This is a genomic window from Clostridium taeniosporum (assembly GCF_001735765.2).
GTDB classification, from domain to species: domain Bacteria; phylum Bacillota; class Clostridia; order Clostridiales; family Clostridiaceae; genus Clostridium; species Clostridium taeniosporum.
In genome coordinates, this window is sequence record NZ_CP017253.2 from 3197655 (window position 1) to 3220365 (window position 22711).

Annotated in this window: 23 protein-coding genes; 3 read left to right on the plus strand and 20 right to left on the minus strand. The window is 25.2% G+C overall.

The genetic code is table 11. The features are described 5' to 3' along the window. Positions 1–60: 60 nt before the first annotated feature. The 16 genes from BGI42_RS14380 to BGI42_RS14455 all read right to left on the minus strand — a co-directional run bounded on the left by BGI42_RS14380 (position 61) and on the right by BGI42_RS14455 (position 16279). The gene (locus tag BGI42_RS14380) at positions 61–696 is read right to left on the minus strand and encodes a hypothetical protein (protein ID WP_069680936.1); all 636 of its coding nucleotides are present in this window, start codon (positions 694–696) and stop codon (positions 61–63) included. Between the two features lie 212 nt (positions 697–908). Further along, entirely contained in the window at positions 909–1301 is a 393-nt protein-coding gene (locus BGI42_RS14385) for an HsmA family protein (protein WP_069680937.1), read from the minus strand. A gap of 1 nt (position 1302) precedes the next feature. Continuing rightward, the gene (locus BGI42_RS14390) at positions 1303–1734 is read right to left on the minus strand and encodes a MarR family winged helix-turn-helix transcriptional regulator (protein ID WP_069680938.1); all 432 of its coding nucleotides are present in this window, start codon (positions 1732–1734) and stop codon (positions 1303–1305) included. A gap of 599 nt (positions 1735–2333) precedes the next feature. Beyond that, positions 2334–3260 carry a transketolase family protein gene (locus BGI42_RS14395; RefSeq protein WP_069680939.1) on the minus strand — a complete coding sequence of 309 codons (927 nt, stop codon included), beginning with the start codon at positions 3258–3260 and terminating at the stop codon, positions 2334–2336. Between the two features lie 16 nt (positions 3261–3276). Continuing rightward, a complete protein-coding gene (locus BGI42_RS14400) occupies positions 3277–4089 on the minus strand; it encodes a transketolase (RefSeq protein ID WP_069680940.1) in 813 nt (270 codons plus the stop codon). Between the two features lie 68 nt (positions 4090–4157). Then, positions 4158–5513 carry a PTS ascorbate transporter subunit IIC gene (locus tag BGI42_RS14405; RefSeq protein WP_069680941.1) on the minus strand — a complete coding sequence of 452 codons (1356 nt, stop codon included), beginning with the start codon at positions 5511–5513 and terminating at the stop codon, positions 4158–4160. 71 nt (positions 5514–5584) lie between these two features. After that, entirely contained in the window at positions 5585–5860 is a 276-nt protein-coding gene (locus tag BGI42_RS14410) for a PTS sugar transporter subunit IIB (protein WP_069680942.1), read from the minus strand. A gap of 2 nt (positions 5861–5862) precedes the next feature. Then, entirely contained in the window at positions 5863–6264 is a 402-nt protein-coding gene (locus BGI42_RS14415) for a PTS sugar transporter subunit IIA (RefSeq protein WP_069680943.1), read from the minus strand. Positions 6265–6278: 14 nt separating this feature from the next. After that, complete coding sequence (locus tag BGI42_RS14420) at positions 6279–8165, minus strand: BglG family transcription antiterminator (protein ID WP_069680944.1); 1887 nt, start codon at positions 8163–8165, stop codon at positions 6279–6281. Between the two features lie 462 nt (positions 8166–8627). Then, positions 8628–10292 carry an alpha-glucosidase gene (locus BGI42_RS14425; protein WP_069680945.1) on the minus strand — a complete coding sequence of 555 codons (1665 nt, stop codon included), beginning with the start codon at positions 10290–10292 and terminating at the stop codon, positions 8628–8630. Positions 10293–10447: 155 nt separating this feature from the next. Beyond that, on the minus strand, positions 10448–11365 hold the full coding sequence (locus tag BGI42_RS14430) for an AraC family transcriptional regulator (RefSeq protein WP_069680946.1): 918 nt from the start codon (positions 11363–11365) through the stop codon (positions 10448–10450). A 333-nt stretch (positions 11366–11698) separates the two neighbouring features. Then, on the minus strand, positions 11699–12697 hold the full coding sequence (locus BGI42_RS14435) for an inorganic phosphate transporter (protein WP_069680947.1): 999 nt from the start codon (positions 12695–12697) through the stop codon (positions 11699–11701). Next, entirely contained in the window at positions 12690–13313 is a 624-nt protein-coding gene (locus BGI42_RS14440; RefSeq protein WP_069680948.1) for a DUF47 domain-containing protein, read from the minus strand. The genes BGI42_RS14435 and BGI42_RS14440 overlap by 8 nt, the downstream gene beginning before the upstream one ends. 322 nt (positions 13314–13635) lie before the next feature. Beyond that, a complete protein-coding gene (locus BGI42_RS14445; protein WP_069680949.1) occupies positions 13636–14055 on the minus strand; it encodes a DUF2680 domain-containing protein in 420 nt (139 codons plus the stop codon). Between the two features lie 125 nt (positions 14056–14180). Continuing rightward, positions 14181–15614, minus strand: a complete 1434-nt coding sequence (locus tag BGI42_RS14450) for a sensor histidine kinase (protein ID WP_069680950.1) — start codon at positions 15612–15614, stop codon at positions 14181–14183. Beyond that, the gene (locus BGI42_RS14455; RefSeq protein ID WP_069680951.1) at positions 15614–16279 is read right to left on the minus strand and encodes a response regulator transcription factor; all 666 of its coding nucleotides are present in this window, start codon (positions 16277–16279) and stop codon (positions 15614–15616) included. Before BGI42_RS14455 ends, BGI42_RS14450 begins: the two co-directional genes overlap by 1 nt. A 351-nt stretch (positions 16280–16630) precedes the next feature. Between BGI42_RS14455 and glpQ the strand changes: the two genes are divergently transcribed. Next, a complete protein-coding gene (glpQ, locus tag BGI42_RS14460) occupies positions 16631–17731 on the plus strand; it encodes a glycerophosphodiester phosphodiesterase (RefSeq protein WP_069680952.1) in 1101 nt (366 codons plus the stop codon). A 282-nt stretch (positions 17732–18013) separates the two neighbouring features. Here the strand turns inward: glpQ and BGI42_RS14465 are convergent, their stop codons facing one another. Next, positions 18014–18718, minus strand: a complete 705-nt coding sequence (locus tag BGI42_RS14465) for a ferric reductase-like transmembrane domain-containing protein (RefSeq protein WP_069680953.1) — start codon at positions 18716–18718, stop codon at positions 18014–18016. Positions 18719–19193: 475 nt separating this feature from the next. On the opposite strand from BGI42_RS14465, the gene BGI42_RS14470 reads away from it, so the two are divergent. After that, positions 19194–19961 carry a DUF975 family protein gene (locus BGI42_RS14470; RefSeq protein WP_069680954.1) on the plus strand — a complete coding sequence of 256 codons (768 nt, stop codon included), beginning with the start codon at positions 19194–19196 and terminating at the stop codon, positions 19959–19961. Positions 19962–20345: 384 nt separating this feature from the next. Here BGI42_RS14470 and BGI42_RS14475 read toward each other — a convergent pair whose 3' ends face one another. Next, the gene (locus BGI42_RS14475) at positions 20346–20888 is read right to left on the minus strand and encodes a hypothetical protein (RefSeq protein WP_069680955.1); all 543 of its coding nucleotides are present in this window, start codon (positions 20886–20888) and stop codon (positions 20346–20348) included. A gap of 390 nt (positions 20889–21278) precedes the next feature. Here BGI42_RS14475 and BGI42_RS14480 point away from each other — a divergent pair, with 390 nt between their 5' ends. After that, positions 21279–21380, plus strand: coding sequence for a putative holin-like toxin (locus tag BGI42_RS14480; RefSeq protein ID WP_069680956.1), 102 nt, complete (start codon positions 21279–21281; stop codon positions 21378–21380). A gap of 216 nt (positions 21381–21596) precedes the next feature. On the opposite strand, the gene BGI42_RS14485 is transcribed toward BGI42_RS14480, so the two are convergent. Both BGI42_RS14485 and rlmH read right to left on the minus strand, forming a co-directional pair. After that, positions 21597–22019 carry a hypothetical protein gene (locus BGI42_RS14485; RefSeq protein WP_125461022.1) on the minus strand — a complete coding sequence of 141 codons (423 nt, stop codon included), beginning with the start codon at positions 22017–22019 and terminating at the stop codon, positions 21597–21599. Between the two features lie 203 nt (positions 22020–22222). Further along, entirely contained in the window at positions 22223–22702 is a 480-nt protein-coding gene (gene rlmH, locus BGI42_RS14490) for a 23S rRNA (pseudouridine(1915)-N(3))-methyltransferase RlmH (protein WP_069680958.1), read from the minus strand. Between the last annotated feature and the right edge of the window lie 9 nt (positions 22703–22711).

Below are 22711 nucleotides of genomic sequence, written 5' to 3' on the forward strand. Positions count from 1 at the left end.
TCTTTTTATTTTAAATATATTAATATTAATTTTTTACTTCTTAACTTATATACAATATTTTTATTCTATAAGATTACAGAAAAAAATATTTTGTTTATTTAATTCTCTTTGATACCAATCTGTTTTTATTATACTTATATATCCATCTACTATCTTCTTAACTCTTTCTTCTTTTGTAAATTGAACGGTTAACATAGCTAAAAAAGATCCTACTATTACTATTACCATTATATATCTAATCATATTAGATATATTTAAAAATACACATAAAGATATTGATGTTAATATAACTAAGAATATTGAAAAGTATGTAATAAAATTTATAATTTTTTTAGTTTCTTTTATTTTCTTTGTTAATTTGTCTACTGTAACTACATCTTTAAAAAATACATCAAGCTTGTCTTTATATAAATCTATAAATTGATTTAATATATGCTTATATATATCTTTATTTTTTATTTCTGAAATTCTCATACACATAACTAATGGATAATCATAGTCGCTAATTTCTTTATATTCATATTCATTTTTATTTTGTAAACTTGGAATTCTTACTTTTAATTGTCCTTTTACATCTAAAACTAATTCATAATTGTCATTAACTAAATTTATAAAATTATCTTTAATAATTTCTAATGATCTTATAATTGATGGATTACTTGAATATTTTTTTTCTAAAATATCTATAATTGTCATAATCTTATACCCTTTCACTAACTATAAATTTATAAAAATAAATAATATAAATACTATATTTAAAATTATATCAATTTGTGGACAAATTGTCTAAATATTGTATTTTAATTATATATATTCAAAAAAATATAAATATATTTAAATATTTACCCCTACTTTATGATATCGAGTAATATTGGAATATATTTATATCTTTAAATTTTTTTATTTTATTATGACATACCTATAATCATACCTATAATATATGGAATTAACCACACTATCCATACAGTGATACTAAATTTATGAAAAACTGCTTTTTTATTTTCATCATCTTTATATAATACCCATGTTGACCATAAAGCATGAAATAACATTAATACTATTGCTAATACCCCTGTTACTCCATGAATGGTTTGTGTTGCTGTATTTTCAATCTGCACTTGAGATTTAGATATTTGTCCCATTAAAAATGTACCTATAGCATCACATAAAAGTCCTAACCAAAATATAATTACATGACCCTTCTTCAGTGTTTTGGCCTTTCTTTCTCCAAATACACCTATTGTATAAAATACAAGTGCTAATGTTATTGGGATAATTGCTAAAATTAATTTCATATTCATACTAGTCATTCCCCTTTATTTTATCCCTAAGTTTTAATAAACTGCTTTTTACTTCTTTGATTTCTTCTTCTGTTAAATTTTTAAATACTTTATCAAAGCTCTCATTAATTTTATTTTTATATTCTTTTGCAAACTCTAATCCTTCATTTGAAAATGTAACATAAGTATTTCTCTTATCATTCTCTAATTTAATCTTTTTTACATATCCTAACAATTCTAACCTAGTAACTATTCCAGATATAGTTCCTTTAGATAAAGACATCTTTTCACATAATTCAGATATATTAACTTTTTTATTATGTGCTATTAATTTAATGACCATAATTTGTTGATGTGTAAGTCCTACTTCCTTTAAACCACAACTTACTGATCCAACAGTACTTGAATATATCTCCTTTATTAACATTGCAATCTCAAATGAATCGCTCTTCATTTATTTTTCCTCCAAAATCTAATTATTATATCTTAATTTTACTTTTTTAAAAAATAATAGCTGCACATATTAAATCAGCAATTAAATTACCATTATTATTTTTTACATCTCCTATTCCTAAAGTTAATACTCTAAAACCAGCAAAAGACCAAACTAATCCTGCTACTAGTAATAATATCTTTTTTTCTACTTTTAAAAACCTATTTAAAACTTCAATAATTTTTCCTCTTTAAAATAGTTTGTATAGAAACTATTTGGTTCCTATGCAAACTAGTTTACCACAAAATTAATGATTGTCAATAAAATCTATGTACTATGAATAAATTACCAAAATAAAATAAAACTCTGCATCAAAACAATAAGGATGTATCAAAACAAAATATTGATACATCCTTATTTTAAGTTATATAAATTTTATAAACTAATATTACTAATTTGTACATAATACTATAAACTAAAGTTTCTTATGTTTAAATCTACTTAATATCTAAGGTGCTATTTTATCACCTTAGATATCTACATAAATTCCTATTATGTTGGAAGCTACTTTATTATTTAAAAAATAACTAAATATTATAGTATTTCTACATTTTTAGTAACTATTTAACTAATTCTTTAGAAACTTTTTTAATGTTTTCAACCGTTAATCCGTGTTTTTCTAGTAATCCATCTGGATCTCCAGATTCTCCAAATACATCTTTAACACCTATTTTTTTTACCTTAGTTGGATAATTGTCACAAACTACACTTGCTACTCTATCTCCTAATCCGCCTATTATTGAATGTTCTTCAACTGTTACAATTCCTTTTGTTTCTTTAGCTGCTTTTATTATTATTTCTTCATCTATAGGTTTAATAGTAGAAATATTTATAACTCTAGCATTTATACCTTCTTCTTTAAGTTCTTTAGCTGCTTTTAATGCTTTATGAACCATTATTCCAGTGGCAATAATAGATACATCATTTCCTTCTACTATAGTATTTCCTTTTCCTATTTTAAAATTATAATCTTCTGTATATATATCATCTAATGCAATTCTACCTAATCTTATATAAACTGGAGATTTAATTTCTGCTGCTACTTTAATGCATTTACAAGCTTCAATATCATCAGCAGGTGATAAAACTATCATATTAGGTAATGATGACATAAGAGCAATATCTTCTATCGCTTGGTGTGAACCACCATCTGGACCTACTGTTATTCCTGCATGAGTGGCAGCTATTTTAACATTAACATTTGGATAACATACTGAGTTTCTTATTACTTCAAATGCTCTACCTGCTGCAAATACTGCAAAAGTAGTAGCAAAAGGTATTTTTCCACCATTAGCAAGACCTGCTGCCATACCAATCATGTTTTGTTCAGCTATACCAACATTAATAAATCTATCTGGATGTGCTTTTGCAAAAATTTCTGATTTAGTAGCTTTTGAAAGATCTGCATCTAACACTACTATATTTTTATTTTCATTTCCCAATTGAGCTAAAGTTGCTCCATATGATTCTCTAGTTGCTCTTTTCATGTATCTTCTCCTCCTACTACTTACTTAATTCAATTATAGCTTCTTCTTTTTGTTCTTTTGATGGTGCCATACCATGCCATGCAACATTATCTTCCATAAAAGATACACCTTTTCCCTTAATTGTGTGAGCTATTATTACTGTAGGCTTTCCTTCTACTTGTCCTGCTTTATTAAAAGCTTCATCTATTTCATCAAAGTTATGACCATCACATTCTATAACACTCCATCCAAAGCTTTTCCATCTATCACTTAATGGATCTACATTCATTATTTCTGATGTTCTACCATCTAATTGAATTCCATTTTTATCAACAATAGCAACTAAGTTATCTAATTTAAATTTAGCCGCTGACATAACGGTTTCCCAGACTATACCTTCTTGTATTTCTCCATCTCCTAATATAACATAAACCTTTTCATTCTTGTTATCCATTTTAGAAGCTAACGCTAATCCACATCCATTTGAAAATCCTTGTCCTAAAGATCCAGTAGAAATTTCAACTCCTGGACATTTTTTAGCATCTGGATGTCCTTGCAAGAATGATCCTAGTTTTCTTAAATTTATTAATTCCTCTCTTTCAAAAAAACCTTTTTTAGCTAATGCAGCATATTGAGCTGGAGCTGCATGACCTTTACTTAATATAAATCTATCTCTGCCTTCTAACTTAGGATTTTTAGAATCTATATTCATCTTTTCAAAATATAAATATGTAATTATATCTATTATAGATAAAGATCCCCCCGGATGTCCTGAACCTGATTCATAAATCATTTCAACAATATCTCTTCTTAATTCTTTTGATATACTTTCCAAATACTGCTTATTCATAGATTTTTACCTCCAATTTTATATTTGAAAAAATGAGGAATTAATTCCTCATTTTTAATATATATTTATTATTTTTGTACTTGTTTTTTATTACTTACTACAGTTAAACCTATCATTATAACAACTATCCCTAATAATGTTGCTGTTAATCCTACTCCTCCAATAAACTCTTGAACTTTTCCAAGGAATATACCAGCTATTCCGAAGTCACCATCTGAAAATGTTGAATTAGCAAAACCCAAATTACCTAATACAGGTAATAACCCTACTGGTAAAAATGATATTATAACTCCATTTACAAATGAACCTATCATAGCTCCTCTTCTACCACCTGTTGCATTACCAAATACTGCTGCTGTAGCTCCTGTGAAAAAATGAGGTACAACACCTGGAATTATTATTACTAATCCTAATATTCCTAATACAAACATTGAAACTATTCCACCTAGGAAAGAGAATATGAATCCTATTAATACAGCATTTGGTGCATATGGAAATACTATAGGACAATCTAGTGCTGGTTTTGAATTAGGAACCAATTTAGTTGAAATTCCTTTAAATGCAGGAACTATTTCATTAAGTACCAATCTAACACCATTTTGTATTAATATAAATCCAGCTGCAAAAGTTAATGCTTGAATCATTGAATAAACTATAAAGTTCTTTCCACCTGATAACTCAGTTTCTACAAATTCTGGCCCTGCTGCTATAGCAACTGCAACATATAATACTAACATTGTAAGTGATATTGAAACTACTGAATCTCTTAAAAAACTTAAAGATTTGGGAACTTTCATTTCTTCTGTTGATTTTGATCCTTTTCCTACTACTTTACCAATTATAGCTGATATAGCATAACCAGTCCCTGAGAAGTGACCTAATGCAACAGAATCATTGCCTGTAATTTTCTTCATAAATGGTTGTAATATTGCTGGTGACAAGATCATTATAAGACCTAATGCTAGTGAACCTGTAAAAATTAAATGAGCTCCACTCATTCCAGCTGAACCTAATATAACTGCTATCATACATGCCATAAATAATGTGTGATGACCAGTTAAGAATATGTATTTATATTTAGTAAATCTTGCTATTAGTATATTTACTAACATACCAAATGTCATAATTAACGCTGTATTTGTTCCAAACTTGTCCATAGCCATTGCAACTACAGCTTCATTATTAGGTATAACTCCTGATATATTAAATCCTGCTTCAAACATAACACCAAATGGTTGTAATGATCCAACAATTACTCCTGCTGATGCTGCTATAACTACAAATCCAACCATTGCTTTTAATGTAGCTTTTACTATAGCATCAGCAGGTTTCTTTTGAAGTATTAATCCAATTAAAACTATAAGACCTATTAATACTGATGGTTCTGACAAAAAATCTACAACAACTTTTAAAATACCCCCCATTGTAATTCCTCCTAAGCTTATTAAATATTTTATTTTAGTAAAGTGGCAGATTAATTACCACTTTACTTGTTTTAAAGACCTATTTTTTCTTGAATTTTTGCTTTTAATTCATCTCTATCCAATAAAGAATCTAAAACTATAAGTTCTGGTAAATGACGTGCACTATCTGCTAAATCTGCTCCTGTTACAAATATGTCTGCATCAGATGCTGTTACATCAGCTAAAGATGTGTGGCCTGCTTCATATTGATCATCTGCTCCTAATTCTCTTAATATATCGGTAATATTCATTTCCACCATAAAACTTGATCCTAAACCTGATCCACAAACTGCCATAATCTTTTTCATAACTAAATTACCTCCTTAATTTCCTTTTCACATTTTGAATTTATTATTACATCTAATTTTTCTTTATTCATACAAACTTCTGCAATTTTTCTTAGTAAATCTAAGTGTGATTCATTATCTTTTGCAGAAAGTGTAAAAAACACATTTATTTCTTTTCCTAAAAAATCTACTGAATTATTAAGTTTTACAATACTAACACCCTCTTTTAAAGTTCCATCTTCTGGTCTTGCATGTGGCATTGCTACTCTGTCAGCTATACAGAAATATGGACCAAGCTCTTCTATCTTTTTTAATATAGAATCATAATATCTCTTTTCAACTATTCCATTTTCCTCTAATATGTCACAAGAAATCTTTATCGCTTCTTTATAATCCTCTACTCTGTCAACAACTTTTACTAGCATTTATGTTACCTCTCCTAAGTTATACTTTTTATTTCATCATAATTTATTGCATTTTTAAATTTATCTATATTATTATCTTTTGTAATTATTTCTAATAAGTTTACTAAATTCATATTCTCAGTCTTATTTGCTAATACAACCATTGCCTTAACTGGAACTTTGTTTTTACTGCCAAATTGTATTTCTGACTTAAGAGTTAATAAGGCCATAGAATTTTCTAAAACATTATCTGGTGTAGCATGAACAAATGCTACTTTAGGTATAAATACCATGTAATTTCCTAGATTTTCTATAACTTTTATTATCTCCTTTGAATAATACTTAGTTATCTTGTTTTCATCTACTAATGGTTTTGTTGCTACTTCTATAGCTTCTTTCCAGTCAGTAATATCCGCATCTAATTGAGTAACTCTCTCAGGTAATAATTTAGTTATTTCACTTTCATTATCACCTTTAACTAAATCTATTAAATATTCACAATTTTTTTCATAACGTTTATTATAAATCTCAGTTTTAATTTTCTCTACATCGCTATTGTCTAATAATGGGTTAACTTTTATAACTTTGTATTTATCTGCTTTTACTGGGATAGTGCTTACTATAAAATCTATATCTGTACTTTCAAGTTCTTTATCAAGATCTTTTAATCTACACACATTTTTTATTACTAATTCGGGAATCATAGCCCCTATTCTTACTTTTAAAAGACTTGATGTTGCTAATCCTCCATTACATACTAGTAAGATTTTATATGTAAATTTAGATTTTATACTTCTTTCAAAGATAGCATCAAAGTACATTGCCATATACGCTATTTCTTCTTCTGGAAATTTTACACCTATAATGTCTTCTTTACTTGATAAAATATTTTCTGTTATTTGATATATAAAAGACATCTTATATTTTATTTCTTCTAACATAGGATTTTCTATGACTAAATTATTTTTTATTCTATGAATAGCCACTTTTAAATGCATTGCTATTTGGCTTGTAAATTCTAGATCATTACTACAATCTATATTAAGTACTTTGCAGAGTTCATCTAATATTTCTTTTGTTATGTTATTTACTTCTCCTCCAACAGCTCTTCTAGATCCATCAGATATCTTTAATAAATAACATATTTCTAAATCTTCTAATTCTAAGATTGCTTTTAAAACATTAAATTCTCTTCTTTTAATTAGATCATTTTTTTCCCTCCCAGAATATTTAATTTTGAAGTTATTATTACATCTACTTATTGATAATAAAGTTATAATTTCTAATTCTTCTATTGATTCTTCAGAGTATATTGTATCTATGCATTTTTCTATTTTCTCTATTTTTTCTTTTATAACAGAATATTTTAAATTAGTTTGATTTGTTAGTATTTCTTTAACATCATGTTTTAGTTCCTCATTCAACTTGCTATATATACTGAAGAAAACATTTCTTATTTTTTCTTCATTTTCATTTATAGTTATTCCATAATAAGTTTTCTTTGAAACTTTTATATCATACTCTTTTAATTTAGCAGTTACTAACTTAAAATCTTGAACTAATGTATTCTTACTAACATCAACATCTTTTGCTAATTCTTCAATTGTTACTTTTCCTTTTATTATTAAAAGCAATATAATCATTGTTATTCTGTCATCAGAAGAATAGACTTTATAATATTGTTCATTTATTATTTCTTGAATATTTTGATCATTTTTAAGGAATAACTTAATTCCCACTCGTGGTTTTCTTTCAAGAATTATATTAAACTCTTTTATCAATTCTTCTATAGAGTCTAAATCATTTCTAATTGTCCTAGAACTAACTTCAAAAAACTTAGCAATACAATCAATCGTTACATATTCATCTTTTAATTCTAAAAAATTAATTATATCCTTCTGTCTCTTGTTAAGTGTAATCAACTTTTCCCTCCTTAAGCTACCTTATATATTTATTGTATTCGGTTTCATATATTTCTTCTATACCAATTTACTTCACTAATTGTGGCAACTTTTATAATATATTTAGGTTTTAACCTGTATTCATAGTACACTAGCGAAACGTTTTACGTTAATATCTTTTATATTTTATTAATATGATGTGTACTTTTTCTATACTTTACATTTATAATTTCCTAGGAAATTTTTCCCTAATGTTGAAATTACTTTTTCTTAACTAATAATATTCTTAATAAATATTACTCTTTAAATTTCAGATAAAATATTACGTATAATTATAAGTTAATAAATTTAATTAATAATTTAAATTGTTAATGTAAATTCTTTATAAATATTTATTTTCCCTAATTAAAAATAGCTGTTACAAAATTAACTTAAAAGTTAGTTTTGTAACAACTACTTATTTTAAAAATAATATTATGAAATTTAAATTTCTAAAATTAATACTTGATATCCTTGTAATTTTAGTTTATTTTCTTCAGCATTTACTGTTTCATAATTATTAATTAATACATTCTTGTAACTTGGCATTTCAATTTCCTGTTCATCCCTTTGATAATTAGCTATTATCATTATATTTTTATCTTCTCCTTTTCTATAAAAAGCAAATATATTATCATACTCTTCTAATATTGGTTTAAATTCACCATATATTATTGCATCTTTAAACTCATCAGATTTTCTTAAATTTATAAGTTTTTTGTAAAATGTAAATACAGAATTTTCATCATTAATTTGTGATTCTGCATTGATTAACTTATAGTTTTCATTAACTTTAAGCCACGGTTCTCCATCTGTAAATCCTGCATTTTTGCTATCATTCCAATGAAATGGTGTTCTAGCATTATCTCTACTATATTTATTTATAATTTCAAATGCTTCTTCTTCTCTAAATCCATGATTAATTGCCACATTATATTGGTCTATTGTTGATATATCATCAATTTCTTCTATTGAATTAAATTTATTATTTGTCATTCCAATTTCTTGTCCTTGATAAATAAAAGGAATTCCTCTTAGCATAAGTGATATAGCAGCTAACATCTTTTTGCTATAATCATTACAATCTTCAACAGGAATATATCTGCTTACTCCTCTTGGTTCATCATGATTTTCAATAATATTAGCTTTAAACCCTATCTTAGAAGCTTTTATTTGACTATCAAAAATTACTTTTCTTAATTCATTTGGAGTAAAATCCGTATAACCATACCATCCTTTTTCATTTTCGCCTAATATATTCATACTAAAATCAAACATAGAAGAAAAATAACCATCTTTTCCTATAAATTTATAAAGCTCGCCTTCTTTTTCATTAAATACTTCTCCAACAGTAAAGGCATCAAACTTATCAAAAGTTTCTCTTTTTAATTCATTAAGCATATCGCCAACACCTTCAGCTGCATTTAACATATTATAAAGACTGCAAAGACCATCTTCTCTATCAGCTGGGAAATCTTTAAATCTTAAGTCTTTCTTTATATTAATAATTGCATCAATTCTAAATCCTGATAATCCTTTTTCAAGCCACCAATTAATCATATCATATAATTTTCTTTTTAATTTAGGATTTTCCCAATTCAAATCTGGTTGCTCTTTTGCAAATAGATGCAAATAATATTTATCACTGTTAGGTATCTTTTCCCATACACTTCCACCAAAATATGAACGCCAATTACATGGTGGATTACCATCTTTTCCTTCTCTAAAATAAAAATAATCTGCATATTCACCATCTGGATCTGCTATTGCTTTTTTAAACCATTCATGTTGATCTGAACAATGATTAACTACTAAATCCATTAATATATGCATATTTCTAGATTTAGCTTCCTTTAATAACTCATCCATATCCTCCATTGTTCCAAATCTAGGATCTATATTATAATAATCAGAAATATCATATCCTTGATCTACCATTGGAGAACAATAAACTGGAGAAATCCAAATTATATCTATTCCCAATTCTTTTAAATAATCAAGTTTATTAATAATCCCCCTTAAATCACCTATTCCATCTCCATTAGAATCATTAAAACTTTTAGGATATATTTGATATGCCACTTTATCATGCCACCATTTTTTTATCATAATTATATTTAGTAAGAATTTTTAAATCATATGAAAATTTAACTACTTCTTACTAAAATTCACCTCCTCATAAAACTCGCTTTTCTTTACTATGATTATATAATACAGTCTTATTATTAGGTTTTCTTACGTATTAATGATTTAAAGTTACGTTTTTATGACTTTTTATTATCAAATTCTTTTCTATATTTCATAGGACTTTTTCCTGTATACTTTTTAAATACCTTAATAAAATTACCCATATTATGAAATCCACATTCTAAACATATATCCATTACTTGCCTATTAGTTTCTTTAAGTAATTCCTTAGTTTTCTTTATTCTATATTCATTAACATATTCCATAGGAGTTTTACCAATCATCTTTTTAAAGAAACGACAGAAATACTGTTCATTCATATTGATTTGCTTAGCTAAATCCTTTATATGTATCTTTTCAGAGTAATTATTTTGAATGTAAGAAATAGCTGTTTTAATATACTCTATCCTATAATCTTTATTCTTATCACTATTCTTTATAAGTAAATTATTTTCATACAATAGAGCTAAAATTTTTAATAAAGAAGCCTTTATTTTTATTTGTGAAGATAGATTTTCTGTAATATTCCCCTCTGGCTTTTGTGATATTTGACCACCTATTTTATATGATTCTAGAATTTCATAATACTCTTTTAAAATTTCTTCTCCATACTTTTCTTTTTTAAAAATAAAATGTGGCATTTTTAGTTCACCATTTAATAATGGTTGTATTAATGAGCCTTGTATAGAATCAAACATTTCAAAACTAAGCATTTTTAAGTCAAATACAATAGCACTTTCTTTACACGGATGATTGGATTTAACAAAATGAAGTTCTTCACTATTTATAAAACAAATACATTCCTCATTTACAATATATTTGTCCATATCAATTTCTATATGAAATATTCCTTGTCTCATGTAAATTAATTCTAACTGATCATGCCAGTGATGTTTTACAATCAAATCTTTTGAATCACTCTCTGTACAATAAAATGCACATGGGAAATTTACAGTTCCATGTTTTTTAATTTCCTTAAGTTGATTTTTCTCCATAATATAACCTCTAATTCAAAATATAAATTAAATTTTCCACTAATTTTTATATAATTTTACCATACAAAAAATGTTTAAAAACAATATTATTCTAATAATAAATTAATTTCATATATTAGATTTAGTGAAGTAACCTTTAAATTATTAAAAGTTTCTAAATTTGCTTTCTTTATTAAATTACTATATTTATTTTTACTTAACACTGAATCTGCAATATATTGGTATAGAATAAAACCTGTTAAAACAAATAAAAAAGTGCCATTTCATAAAAATTGGCACTTTTTTATAAGCAACTATAAAAATATTTTTATTTCGCATATTATGTATTTATTGCTATATAAATAATTTAATTATTAATATAATTATTCCTGAAAATATTGCTGTTATAGGAATTGTTAAAACCCATGCCCAGACTATTTGTTTTGCTACTCCCCATTTTACATTTTTAAATCTTTTAGATGCTCCAACTCCCATTATAGTTGTTGTTATTATATGTGTTGTACTTACTGGTGCACGAAATAATGTCGCTGTTAATATTACACATGCAGCACCAGTTTGAGCTGCAAATCCATTTACAGGAGTTAATTTAGCCATTCCACTTCCCATGGTTTTAATTATTTTTTTACCACCTATAGAAGTTCCAAGAGCCATTGATAATGCACAAAGAAAAATTACCCATATTGGTACTTCAAAGTTACCTATTAACCCACCACTTAGTAATGCCATAGTTATTATTCCCATAGATTTTTGAGCATCATTTCCACCATGATTTAATGCCATAAATGCTCCTGCCAATACTTGTAATTTAAAAAATATCTTATTTACAATTGTTCTTTTATAAGATTTTAATACAAAATTTAATATTACCATTAATATATATCCAACTATAAACCCTATTAATGGTGAAATAAATAACCATAAAACTACACTATGAAAAAGATTATACCAATTAACCACATTAATAGTGCTAGTGTATGCAATTCCTGCTCCAATAAGAGCTCCTATTAATGCATGGGATGAACTACTAGGAATTCCAAAATACCATGTTATTAGGTTCCAAATTATAGATGAAATTAATACACACATTATTACCCATTGAGGTATAGATGCATGACTTACTATATTATCTCCAACAGTTTTTGCAACAGATGTTCCCATAAAAGCACCAAAAAAATTACATACACAACATATTATTATAGCTTTCTTTGGAGTAAGTGCTCTTGTGGTTATTGAAGTTGCAACTGCTGTAGCTGTATCATGAAACCCATTTATAAAATCAAATGTTAATGCAAAAATTATTATTAATACTGTTATAATTAATGAACTATACATTTTTAATTACAACTCTTTCTACTATGTTTGCTACTTTTTCACAATTATCTACTGTATCCTCAAGAATTTGGTATATCTCTTTCCATTTCATAATTATAATTGGATTCTCTTCGTACTTAAGTAGTTGTTGTACTGTTTTTCTAAATATTTTATCTGATTCACTTTCAATTTTACTTATATTTATTATTTTTTTATTTATATCTTTTGATTTGCAACCATGTAATTTTAATTCACTCATTAATATTACAAGTTCTTGAGTAGCTTGTACTAACATATTGCATAATTCTTTTAATTCTTCTGTGCTTTCTGTTATTTCAAACATTATAAACCTATGAGCTAATGAGTTAATTAAGTCTAAAATATTATCCATTTCTTTTATGATTTCATATATATCTTCTCTATCTATAGGTGTTATAAATGCATCGTTTAACTCCTTAATTAAAGTGCGAACTAATTCATCCCCAATATTCTCTAATTCTGATGTCTTTTTTACTTGTAATTCTTTTTTTTCTAAACACTCCAAACTATTTTTTAATTCAACGGCAGACTTATTAACGATTTCAGCCGATTTTAATAACATCTGATAAAACTTATCCTCTTTACAATTATTAAACATTATTTCATCTCCTAGACTAATATAAAAAATCTTACATCCTATCCCCTAAATAATTATATTCCTTTTATGGTAATTTTTTAAACTAGTTTGGACAAAATTTTAAAAATTTAACATGGATTTAATATTTTATGTAAAGTATTTACCTTGTCTTTATTTATTAATAAACCTATAATATAGTTTTGAAAAATTTATAAAACTTATTTTTATAAATTCTAATTATATATTTTTAGTAATATTAATATAAAACAAAAAATAACTGTAGCTATCTTAGATAAAGAATTTTTAACTACAGTTATTTATTAAGAGTATTAAATTTTTAATTTTATTGGTTATTTAAACATGAACCATTCTTCATTCCCATTCCATTTCCTTTTCCATTCCCATTACCAAATTTAAATTTACCTGAATTGTTTGAAGCCTTATTTAGTCCATACCCTGATTTATTTATTTTGTTTTCACCTGGAGTTGTGCAAGATTCTGATCTTGTTCTCATTTCCTCCTTAATTTCTTCTCCTCTTTCTGCTGTAATATTTCCATTCTCTACTGCCTTATCTACTCTTTCAAACTTAATATTCAACATTTCATTTTTTGCATCTTCAAATGATAACCCATTATCTATTAAAGCTTGAACTCCTGCTGTTTTATTAGATTTAGATGTAGACATTTCATCAGCAAATGCTAATACACTTCCACTTACTGTTAATATACCTACTAATGCTAAAGTTAATATTGATTTTTTCATCTTAATCCCTCCAATTAATAATTGTTCAGTTTTTTTATATAATTTATCTGATACATTTATATTAACTGGTTAATGTAACATCTATGTCACAATAATATAATACTTGTTTAACATTTATAATAAATTTACTGTATTAAAGGAATTTTAATCCAAAATTCAACTCCACGATCTTTATTCTTTACTCCATACTGACCTTTATGAAGCCTAACTATTTCTCTCACTATAGTTAATCCAAGACCAACTCTTTTTTCTTTGTAATTTCTAACTTTATCAACTCTAACAAATCCATCCCATATTTTTTCTATATATTTATCTTCAATATTTTTTCCACTATTAAATACCTTAATTATTCCAGAAGATAAAACAATTATTTCGATAATATTTTCTTTATCTACATGACTTAAAGCATTATTAATATAATTTTGAATTGCTTGTTCTAATCTAATTTCATCTGCAATTACTAATGCATTTTCAAATTTACAGATTAAATTAATATCTTTTTTTTTAAATTGTAATGAATTCTTTTTTACTATTTTTCTAACTAAATCAGCTAAATTTACTTCTTTGATTTCTAATCTAAATGTATTAGATTCTAACTTATACAAATCTAAAATATCATTTACTATTACTTGCATTCTTTCTGCCTCATCATTAATAACTCCTATATAATATTCTTTATCATTATTTGAACATACAATCCCACCTGAAAGGGCTTGCGTATAACCTAAAATTACTGTAATTGGACTCTTTAACTCATGAGATACAGATGAAACAAATTCTTTTCTTAAATTTTGATTTTCTTTTTCTTTTTTTATCATACTTTCAAGTTTTAAATTTTTATAATTCAACTCATTTAAAGTATTTTCAATTTTATAAGAAAGACTATTTACACTATTGCTTAATACTGCTACTTCATCTTTGCCTTTTACATTAATGTCATCACTAAAATCTAGTTCTTTAATTTTCATAGTTTTCTTAGTAATCTCTATAATTGGCTTTGTAAATTTATTAGAAAATATTAACGTTAAAATAATAATTAAAAATACAATAGGACTAAATATCATTATTAAAAGATTTATAGACTTAGACTTTGCTTCATCTATAATATTTATTGGTGTTTTTACAATTATTCTGTTTAAGTTATTATTAACATCCTTCATTGCTGTTAAAAAATTTACACCAGTAGATTTATCATAAAGAATTAATCTGTCTATTTCATTAAATGTTCCCATATCTTTTATATTTTTAAATTTATTTTTTCCAAATACCCAATTATTTTTTCCTTCATGTGTAGCATATATAGTTCTTTCTGAAATTTCATCTTTTATATCTATTTGAACATTATACTTATCTGCTAATTCATCTACTATTTTTCTTAAATCTTCATTATAATTTGTATTTATGGTAGATTCTATTTGTAATATTATTGTTTCCATTTCTTTTAATTTTTCTTTTTCAAAATATACTTTAAATATAGTTCCATAAATAATTATTCCTATGATAAAAATATTTAAAATTAATATTATTCCAAAGAACAATTTTAGTTTTATTGATTTCATTACTCTTCACCTAATTTATATCCAAAACCTCTTATGGTTTTTAAATTAATAGCATAATGTTCTAATTTATTTCTTAAACGATTAATATGCGTATCTACTGTTCTTGTATCTCCAAAATATTCATCTTTCCATATAACTCTAAGAAGTGTATCTCTATCTATTACTTTATTGACATTGTTTAAAAAATAAATAAGTAATTCATATTCTTTTGGACTAAGATTTATAAATTTCTTATCTAACTTTACTAAATGTTTATCTTTATCTACCTCTATACCTTTGAATTTTAGAATATTATCGTTTTCTTTTATATTATTATTTTTTAGAAGTCTTTTAATTCGTGCTAATAATAATTGTATATTAAAAGGTTTAGAAATATAATCATCAGCTCCAATATCAAAACCAAACAACTCATCCAAATCACTATCTTTTGCAGTAAGAATAATAATAGGTATTAAAGAATTTTTTCTTATTTCCTTACAAACAATCCATCCATCATAAATAGGCATCATAACATCTAATATAATAAGATCAAAATTTTCTGAATTATACCTTTCCAAAGCTTGCTTTCCATCCGTCACTGTAACCACTTCATATTTATTAAATTTAAGAAAATCATATAATAATCTTAAAATTCTCTCATCATCATCTGCCACTAAAATTTTCATATATAATTCTAACCTCAACTTTCTTTGTAAAAATATGATTTAATTATACTAAATAATTTTAATATCTATTTTATCAGATAATTTATTATAATATCTATTATTTTTATGTCTAAATTTGAAATAAAAAAACATTAAATTAGTACTTGCTAGATTCTTAAATCTGTAGTATCATTCAATTATAATAGTAATATTAACCATAATTGAATAATATTTTTAGTAAGAGAGTTTTTGAACGCTATTTTTAACGGTAATTATATTACCGTTAAAATAGCGTTTTTTTAATCTAATTGCTACATTATATTAATAAAAATAGAATTATAAATTCAATGTAAACGTTTAGGAGTGATATTGATGAAAAAAATACGTAAATTAGTGGCTTTAGCTACTACCTTAGTTTTAAGTTTAGGTCTTGTTGTTTGTGGACAAGTAAATTGTAATGCAGCAACTATATCAACTTCAAGAGAAGCCAGCCAAAGTATTGAACAATCTGATAAAATAATAATTGCTCATAGAGGTGCTTCAGGCTATTTACCTGAACATACTTTAGAAGCATATTCTTTAGCATATGCAATGGGAGCAGATTATATTGAAGCAGATGTTAATATTACAAAAGATGGCGTTCCCGTAGTAATGCATGATACTCATCTAGATACAACAACTAATGTAGCAGAACTTTATCCTAATAGAAAACGTGCTGATGGAAGATATTATATAGTTGATTTTACTTTAAAAGAAATTAAAAATCTTAGCGTACATGAACGTATAGACCTTGATACAGAAAAAGCTGTTTTTAAAAATAGATTTCCTTTAAAAAATTCTCATTTTGAAGTGCCTACTTTGGAAGAAGAAATCCAATTAATCCAAGGTCTTAACAAAAGTACTGGTCGTAATGTAGGAATATATCCTGAATTAAAATTCCCTAAATTCTACTTACAAAATGGACATGATATTGGATCTATTACTTTAAATATGCTTGATAAATATGGCTATAATCAAAAAGATGCAAAATGTTATATCCAATGTTTTGATCCAACTTACTTAAAGAGCTTTAAAGAAACTTTAAATCCTAAGTGTAAATTAGTTCAATTAATAGGTCACTCAGATTGGGAAGATAATAAAGGTGATAATGTTCCATATATGCTTTCTGATAAAGGATTAAAAGATATCGCAAAATATGCTGATGGAGTTGGCCCTTGTACAGATCAAATCTTAGATGAAAATGGAGAACAAAAAGAAAGTGATTTAGTTTGTAATTCAAACTTTGTAAAAGATTCTCATAATAATAATCTTGAAATTCATCCTTATACAGTACGTAAAGATGCCCTACCAAAATACGCTAAAGATGCAGATCAATTTATAAGAAAATTATTATTTGAAGTTAATGTAGACGGTTTATTTACAGATTTTACCGATATCGGAGTAAAAGCTAGAAATGAAGGACCATTAAAATAAAAAGTTCATATATTTTAATAAATTTTTGAGATGTAGTGAGATTTTCTTTTACACAAACCTCACTACATCTCAAATAAATTATAAACCTGAAGTACTTATATTAATCTTTAAGCATTTTTATATTAACCATATTATTTTTTGGTACAAATATACTTAATCCTATAACTTATATTCATTAATATTTTAACTTAAAATATATTATTCCTATATTAATACTCTGATTTATAAAAATAGTACATTCTTTATTTTAATTTATCAATACATTTTTCTTTCTAAAGCTAGTTATATAACTTTAGCTCTAGAAATTTCTGATTTTCTCTTTTGATCAATTATATACTTTCTTATTCTTAAAATTATATATGTTCCAAAAATTAAAGTATAGATTATTATATTAATCATATGCTTATCAAGCTTTGTAGAATACAATACCATTACATGAATATATATCATAATAAAAAATGGATATGCTAATCTTTGAACTTTTTTCCAAGTAAATGCCTTCATTTTTTTTCTTATGCATCTAAAAGAAGTTATAAAAAGTGGTAACATAATTGATATCATAATAAGAGTCAATGATGCTGCTATTAATTGAAACTTACTTAATGAAGCTTGATCTAAAAATAGCTTTGGAAAATAATATATTCCGTAAATTATGTTATGCCCTAAAGTTGAAATACATGCCATAATTGATATCTCGCCTCTTATACTAAATAATTTTTTGACTATCGCATTATTCTTCTTAACTGCCCCCAAATACATGACAATAATAAATGTTGCGGTTGAAAAAGCCCCCCTTTTAAATGGTCCTGTGAGATATGTTGTAACCCATTTTGGATATAATTCATACATGCTAGTTCTATAATAATAGATTATAAATATTGTCAATACAATGGTTAAGACATAAAAGAAACTAGGTCTTTTCTTTATCTGTTTACTCAATGCTAAATAAAATACCATTGAAAATAATATTGAAATAATAAGTATCATTTTAATCCCCCTTATTTTATTAATTATTTGAATAAATAATACCATATTATAATATCATCCCAATTCATTTCAGTCAATAATCAATATCATTTGACATATAATATCAAAAATTATTTTATTAGATACTCGTATTAGGCTTACTCATAAAGCCTTAAAATTCCTAAATTTATAAAGTCTTTTTAACACAAAAATATATAGATTAACTTTTAGTTTTAATTTATTCTTAACCTTAAAATTACCCAACTTTAAAATAATGAGAAAAAATAAGCATTTATAATCTATTTATAGATTATAAATAGATATACGGTAAAATTAATCATTAAAGATAAATATATATAATCAATTAACTTGAAATAAGATAATTAATACCATATAATATATTTATTATAATTACTTATTTTAATATTTTATAAATATGCATATTATAAATTTTATAAAAAAGCACTTAAATTAATAATTTGAATGGGGGATCTATATGTGGTCTAGAGAAGAATTAAAAACTAAAGCTAAAGAAGTTTTAAAAAAGATTTACTGGAAAGCATTTCTTGTCAGTATAATCATCGGATTAGTAGGAAATAATAATTCTAATCCAATAATTAGTAATTTCAACATTTTAAGTGACTATATTGATTCAGATGCTAATAATAATATCTTTTTAGATTTAAATTTTGTATTAATTACATTAACTACATTTTTAATAATATTATTAATAATATCACTTATTCGTATTTTTCTTGGTTATTGTTTAAAAGTAGGTGGGACAAGATATTTTGTTCAATCTGCTCAATATAAAGATAATAAAAAATGCTTTAGATTTGGATTTGATAGCGATAACTATATAGGCATAGTAAAAACAATGTTATTAACAGATATTTTTATTTTCCTTTGGAGTCTGCTATTAATCATTCCTGGTATAATAAAATCCTATGCATACAGAATGGTGCCATATATTCTTGCAGATAATCCAAATATCGGGGCTAAAAAAGCCATTGCCTTAAGTAATGAAATGACTAGAGGACATAAATTTGATATATTTGTATTAGACTTATCATTTATTGGTTGGTATTTATTAGGTACATTGGCTCTATTTATAGGTACATTATTTGTTATGCCTTATGAAAATGCTACAAACGCTGAACTTTATTTAGTATTAAGAAAAAATGCTTTAGAAAATAACTTATGTACCTATGAAGATTTATTATTAAATCAACAAATATTAGATGACAATAATGACATATGGTAGCACTAAAATAAATAAGAGATGCTTAGAAGTAATACTAAGCATTTCTTATTTTAGTATTCTTAATTTTTCTTAAATCTCTTAATATTGAATTTCTCTACAACATTACTCATATCTCTTGCTATTTATATTTATATTTCAATCTCAAAACTAACAAAAAGTTTATTATCATCATTTGCTCCAACATAAGAAACAACCGAATGACTTGTCGGTAATATTTCGATATCTCTTTAAATTATTCTAGGATATAAATATAGACTTACGCTCTTTGAGGTAAGCCATCTTATAAATTCTTTATTAAAAATTTATCATTTACAGGTGTTAGATAATATAATTTATTTTATCGCTTAAATTATTCTTTTATATTTGAGTTTGCACTCTCCTTAATTACTTTAACTGAGATTCTAATAAATTTCTTATGCTTTTCTTATAATTTGAATTTTTTTCTAAATTTTTCATTATATTTTCCATTATGCCATCCATATCCCATATAAATTCATTCTCATACATTTTAAAAGCGCATCTTCCATAATCTGTAACTTCTCTTTCATATATGCTTTCATCAACATTTTTATCACTTATATAGTTTACATGGGTTACGCAAAATTCATTGTTCCATAATAACCATAATTCATATAATCCAGGTTTCTCATTCATATAACATTTAACATTTTTACTTCCACTCTTATACTCACCTACTTTTATAGCATGTTTACATAAATTATTAAATGATGTCAAATTACTAAATTTAGTATTTGGGCTAAAGCGTACTATATTCTCTATTTTTTCATAAACTAAATGCTTTCTTGAAATACTGACTATCTCCATTATTTCTGTTATTTTAGAATTTAATAGTATAGAACTTTTTTCATTAATAACCTTATTATTAATTTCTATTTCATTGATTAAACTTTTTATTTTATTTAACATGTTGCCTCCAATATTTGTAAATATAAATAAAACTACAAGTATGTTCTTATAAATATATAATATAAATCCATTCTCCACTATTATTTATCGGCATAAAATAATATATTTTTATATAAATAACATTATTTTTCAAATGTAAAAATAGACCATAACTATAAAAGCAGTTTTGGCTCATAAATATTATTTACATAATTATATATAAATTATTTATACTCCTGAAAAGCTAACATCTTCAACTAATGTTAAAGTATCTGTTGTTATTTGATTATTTCCATTCTATTCTTGTGTATAATTTCTATATAATTATTGTATAATTCTAAATTACAATTTTATAGTTAATGGTGGCCTACTGGTATCACTTACCTCTTTTATGAAGGGAGGTGATATTTAATGAGTAATGATGTTTTAATGTTACTATTTATTAGTGGATTATTTTTATTAGCACTATTAACGTTTATAGTGTTACTTATAGATGAAATATTAAAAAAATAGTAGCCCCTACTCGCAATTGGAAGCTACTATTTTTATTTCATAAAAATATGTGATATCAGTTGCCTAAGCAACTAGATTTATATATTATAGGATGTTAGTAGCACCCTATTTTATTATCTACATTTCTTATCTGTATTATATCAAATTTTTATAAAAATTAAACATAAATAATTCAAATAACATTTCTATTCATCACGCCAACTTTGAAGTTGTAAATCAAATATTAGTGTGAATATAAAATAATGTAGCTGATTGAGTGTCATAGAAATATACAGAATAATTGTCAAACTTTTCATAATTTGAATTTCCAATTGCTTCTCCTTCTTTTGTTTTGATATAAATATAATCACCTGCGGAAATACAAGAGTCATCAAAATCATATTCTTCGGTTCTATCTTCAGCATCCATCCATGATGCAAAGTTAGTAAAATATGAGCGGATATTTTCTATATCATCCTCTTTGACCATTGAATAAGTCTCATTTTCGGAAAACAAATCAGAAGATGCATCATAGTAATATTTACAGTAATCAGTATAATCTTGAAAACCATCTTTATCAAAGTGTTCATCTTTACTTACATATCCATCTAAAATTTCTTTATCCAAAGCAGAAGAACAGCCAATTAAACAACCAATCAACCCAATTAGCAGAACTAATGCATATATTATTTTTTTCATTATTTTAACCCCACATTCAAAGTATAATTTGTCTCTTACTTAATTTATTAACTTTATTTGTTATTACATATTTTGTAAATTAATTAATGCTTATAATACACTTTTTTCACTTATAAAAATAGCCTCAGGCAAATTATATCAATACCTAAGGCTAAAAACTTCACTTACTTGTGATACGGTTCTCCATTACTTATTCTAAAAGCTCTATATATTTGTTCTAATAACATAACTCTAAAAAGTTGGTGTGGAAATGTCATTTTACTAAAGCAAAGACTATAATTAGCTCTCTTTAGAACAGCATCACTTAAACCAAGGCTTCCACCAATTACAAAGCACAAATTGCTATCACCTCTTACGGCACAATTATCAACAAATTTAGATAATTCTTCAGATGACAACATCTTTCCTTTTAGGTCTAACGTAATTACATACATGCTATCTTTTATAGAATTTAAAATCTTATTACCTTCCTTATCCTTTATGATAATTTCATCTTTTTCTGATGCATTATCTGGAGTTTGTTCATCAGGTAATTCTATTATATTTAATTTACAATAACGAGATAATCTTTTAGAATACTCATCTATAGCTTGTTTTAAATATTTTTCTTTCAGTTTACCAACTGTAACAATCGTTATATTCATTGGTTCTCC

Coding starts and splice junctions, on each gene's coding strand:
- BGI42_RS14405 (WP_069680941.1), bottom strand. CDS start 5,513: ATGGGGGGTATTTTAAAAGTTGTTGTAGATTTTTTGTCAGAACCATCA.
- BGI42_RS14410 (WP_069680942.1), bottom strand. CDS start 5,860: ATGAAAAAGATTATGGCAGTTTGTGGATCAGGTTTAGGATCAAGTTTT.
- BGI42_RS14450 (WP_069680950.1), bottom strand. CDS start 15,614: ATGAAATCAATAAAACTAAAATTGTTCTTTGGAATAATATTAATTTTA.
- BGI42_RS14480 (WP_069680956.1), top strand. CDS start 21,279: ATGAGTAATGATGTTTTAATGTTACTATTTATTAGTGGATTATTTTTA.
- BGI42_RS14465 (WP_069680953.1), bottom strand. CDS start 18,718: ATGATACTTATTATTTCAATATTATTTTCAATGGTATTTTATTTAGCA.
- BGI42_RS14400 (WP_069680940.1), bottom strand. CDS start 4,089: ATGAATAAGCAGTATTTGGAAAGTATATCAAAAGAATTAAGAAGAGAT.
- BGI42_RS14415 (WP_069680943.1), bottom strand. CDS start 6,264: ATGCTAGTAAAAGTTGTTGACAGAGTAGAGGATTATAAAGAAGCGATA.
- BGI42_RS14440 (WP_069680948.1), bottom strand. CDS start 13,313: ATGTTTAATAATTGTAAAGAGGATAAGTTTTATCAGATGTTATTAAAA.
- BGI42_RS14395 (WP_069680939.1), bottom strand. CDS start 3,260: ATGAAAAGAGCAACTAGAGAATCATATGGAGCAACTTTAGCTCAATTG.
- BGI42_RS14445 (WP_069680949.1), bottom strand. CDS start 14,055: ATGAAAAAATCAATATTAACTTTAGCATTAGTAGGTATATTAACAGTA.
- BGI42_RS14425 (WP_069680945.1), bottom strand. CDS start 10,292: ATGATAAAAAAATGGTGGCATGATAAAGTGGCATATCAAATATATCCT.
- BGI42_RS14380 (WP_069680936.1), bottom strand. CDS start 696: ATGACAATTATAGATATTTTAGAAAAAAAATATTCAAGTAATCCATCA.
- BGI42_RS14475 (WP_069680955.1), bottom strand. CDS start 20,888: ATGTTAAATAAAATAAAAAGTTTAATCAATGAAATAGAAATTAATAAT.
- BGI42_RS14430 (WP_069680946.1), bottom strand. CDS start 11,365: ATGGAGAAAAATCAACTTAAGGAAATTAAAAAACATGGAACTGTAAAT.
- BGI42_RS14455 (WP_069680951.1), bottom strand. CDS start 16,279: ATGAAAATTTTAGTGGCAGATGATGATGAGAGAATTTTAAGATTATTA.
- BGI42_RS14470 (WP_069680954.1), top strand. CDS start 19,194: ATGTGGTCTAGAGAAGAATTAAAAACTAAAGCTAAAGAAGTTTTAAAA.
- BGI42_RS14385 (WP_069680937.1), bottom strand. CDS start 1,301: ATGAATATGAAATTAATTTTAGCAATTATCCCAATAACATTAGCACTT.
- glpQ (WP_069680952.1), top strand. CDS start 16,631: ATGAAAAAAATACGTAAATTAGTGGCTTTAGCTACTACCTTAGTTTTA.
- rlmH (WP_069680958.1), bottom strand. CDS start 22,702: ATGAATATAACGATTGTTACAGTTGGTAAACTGAAAGAAAAATATTTA.
- BGI42_RS14435 (WP_069680947.1), bottom strand. CDS start 12,697: ATGTATAGTTCATTAATTATAACAGTATTAATAATAATTTTTGCATTA.
- BGI42_RS14390 (WP_069680938.1), bottom strand. CDS start 1,734: ATGAAGAGCGATTCATTTGAGATTGCAATGTTAATAAAGGAGATATAT.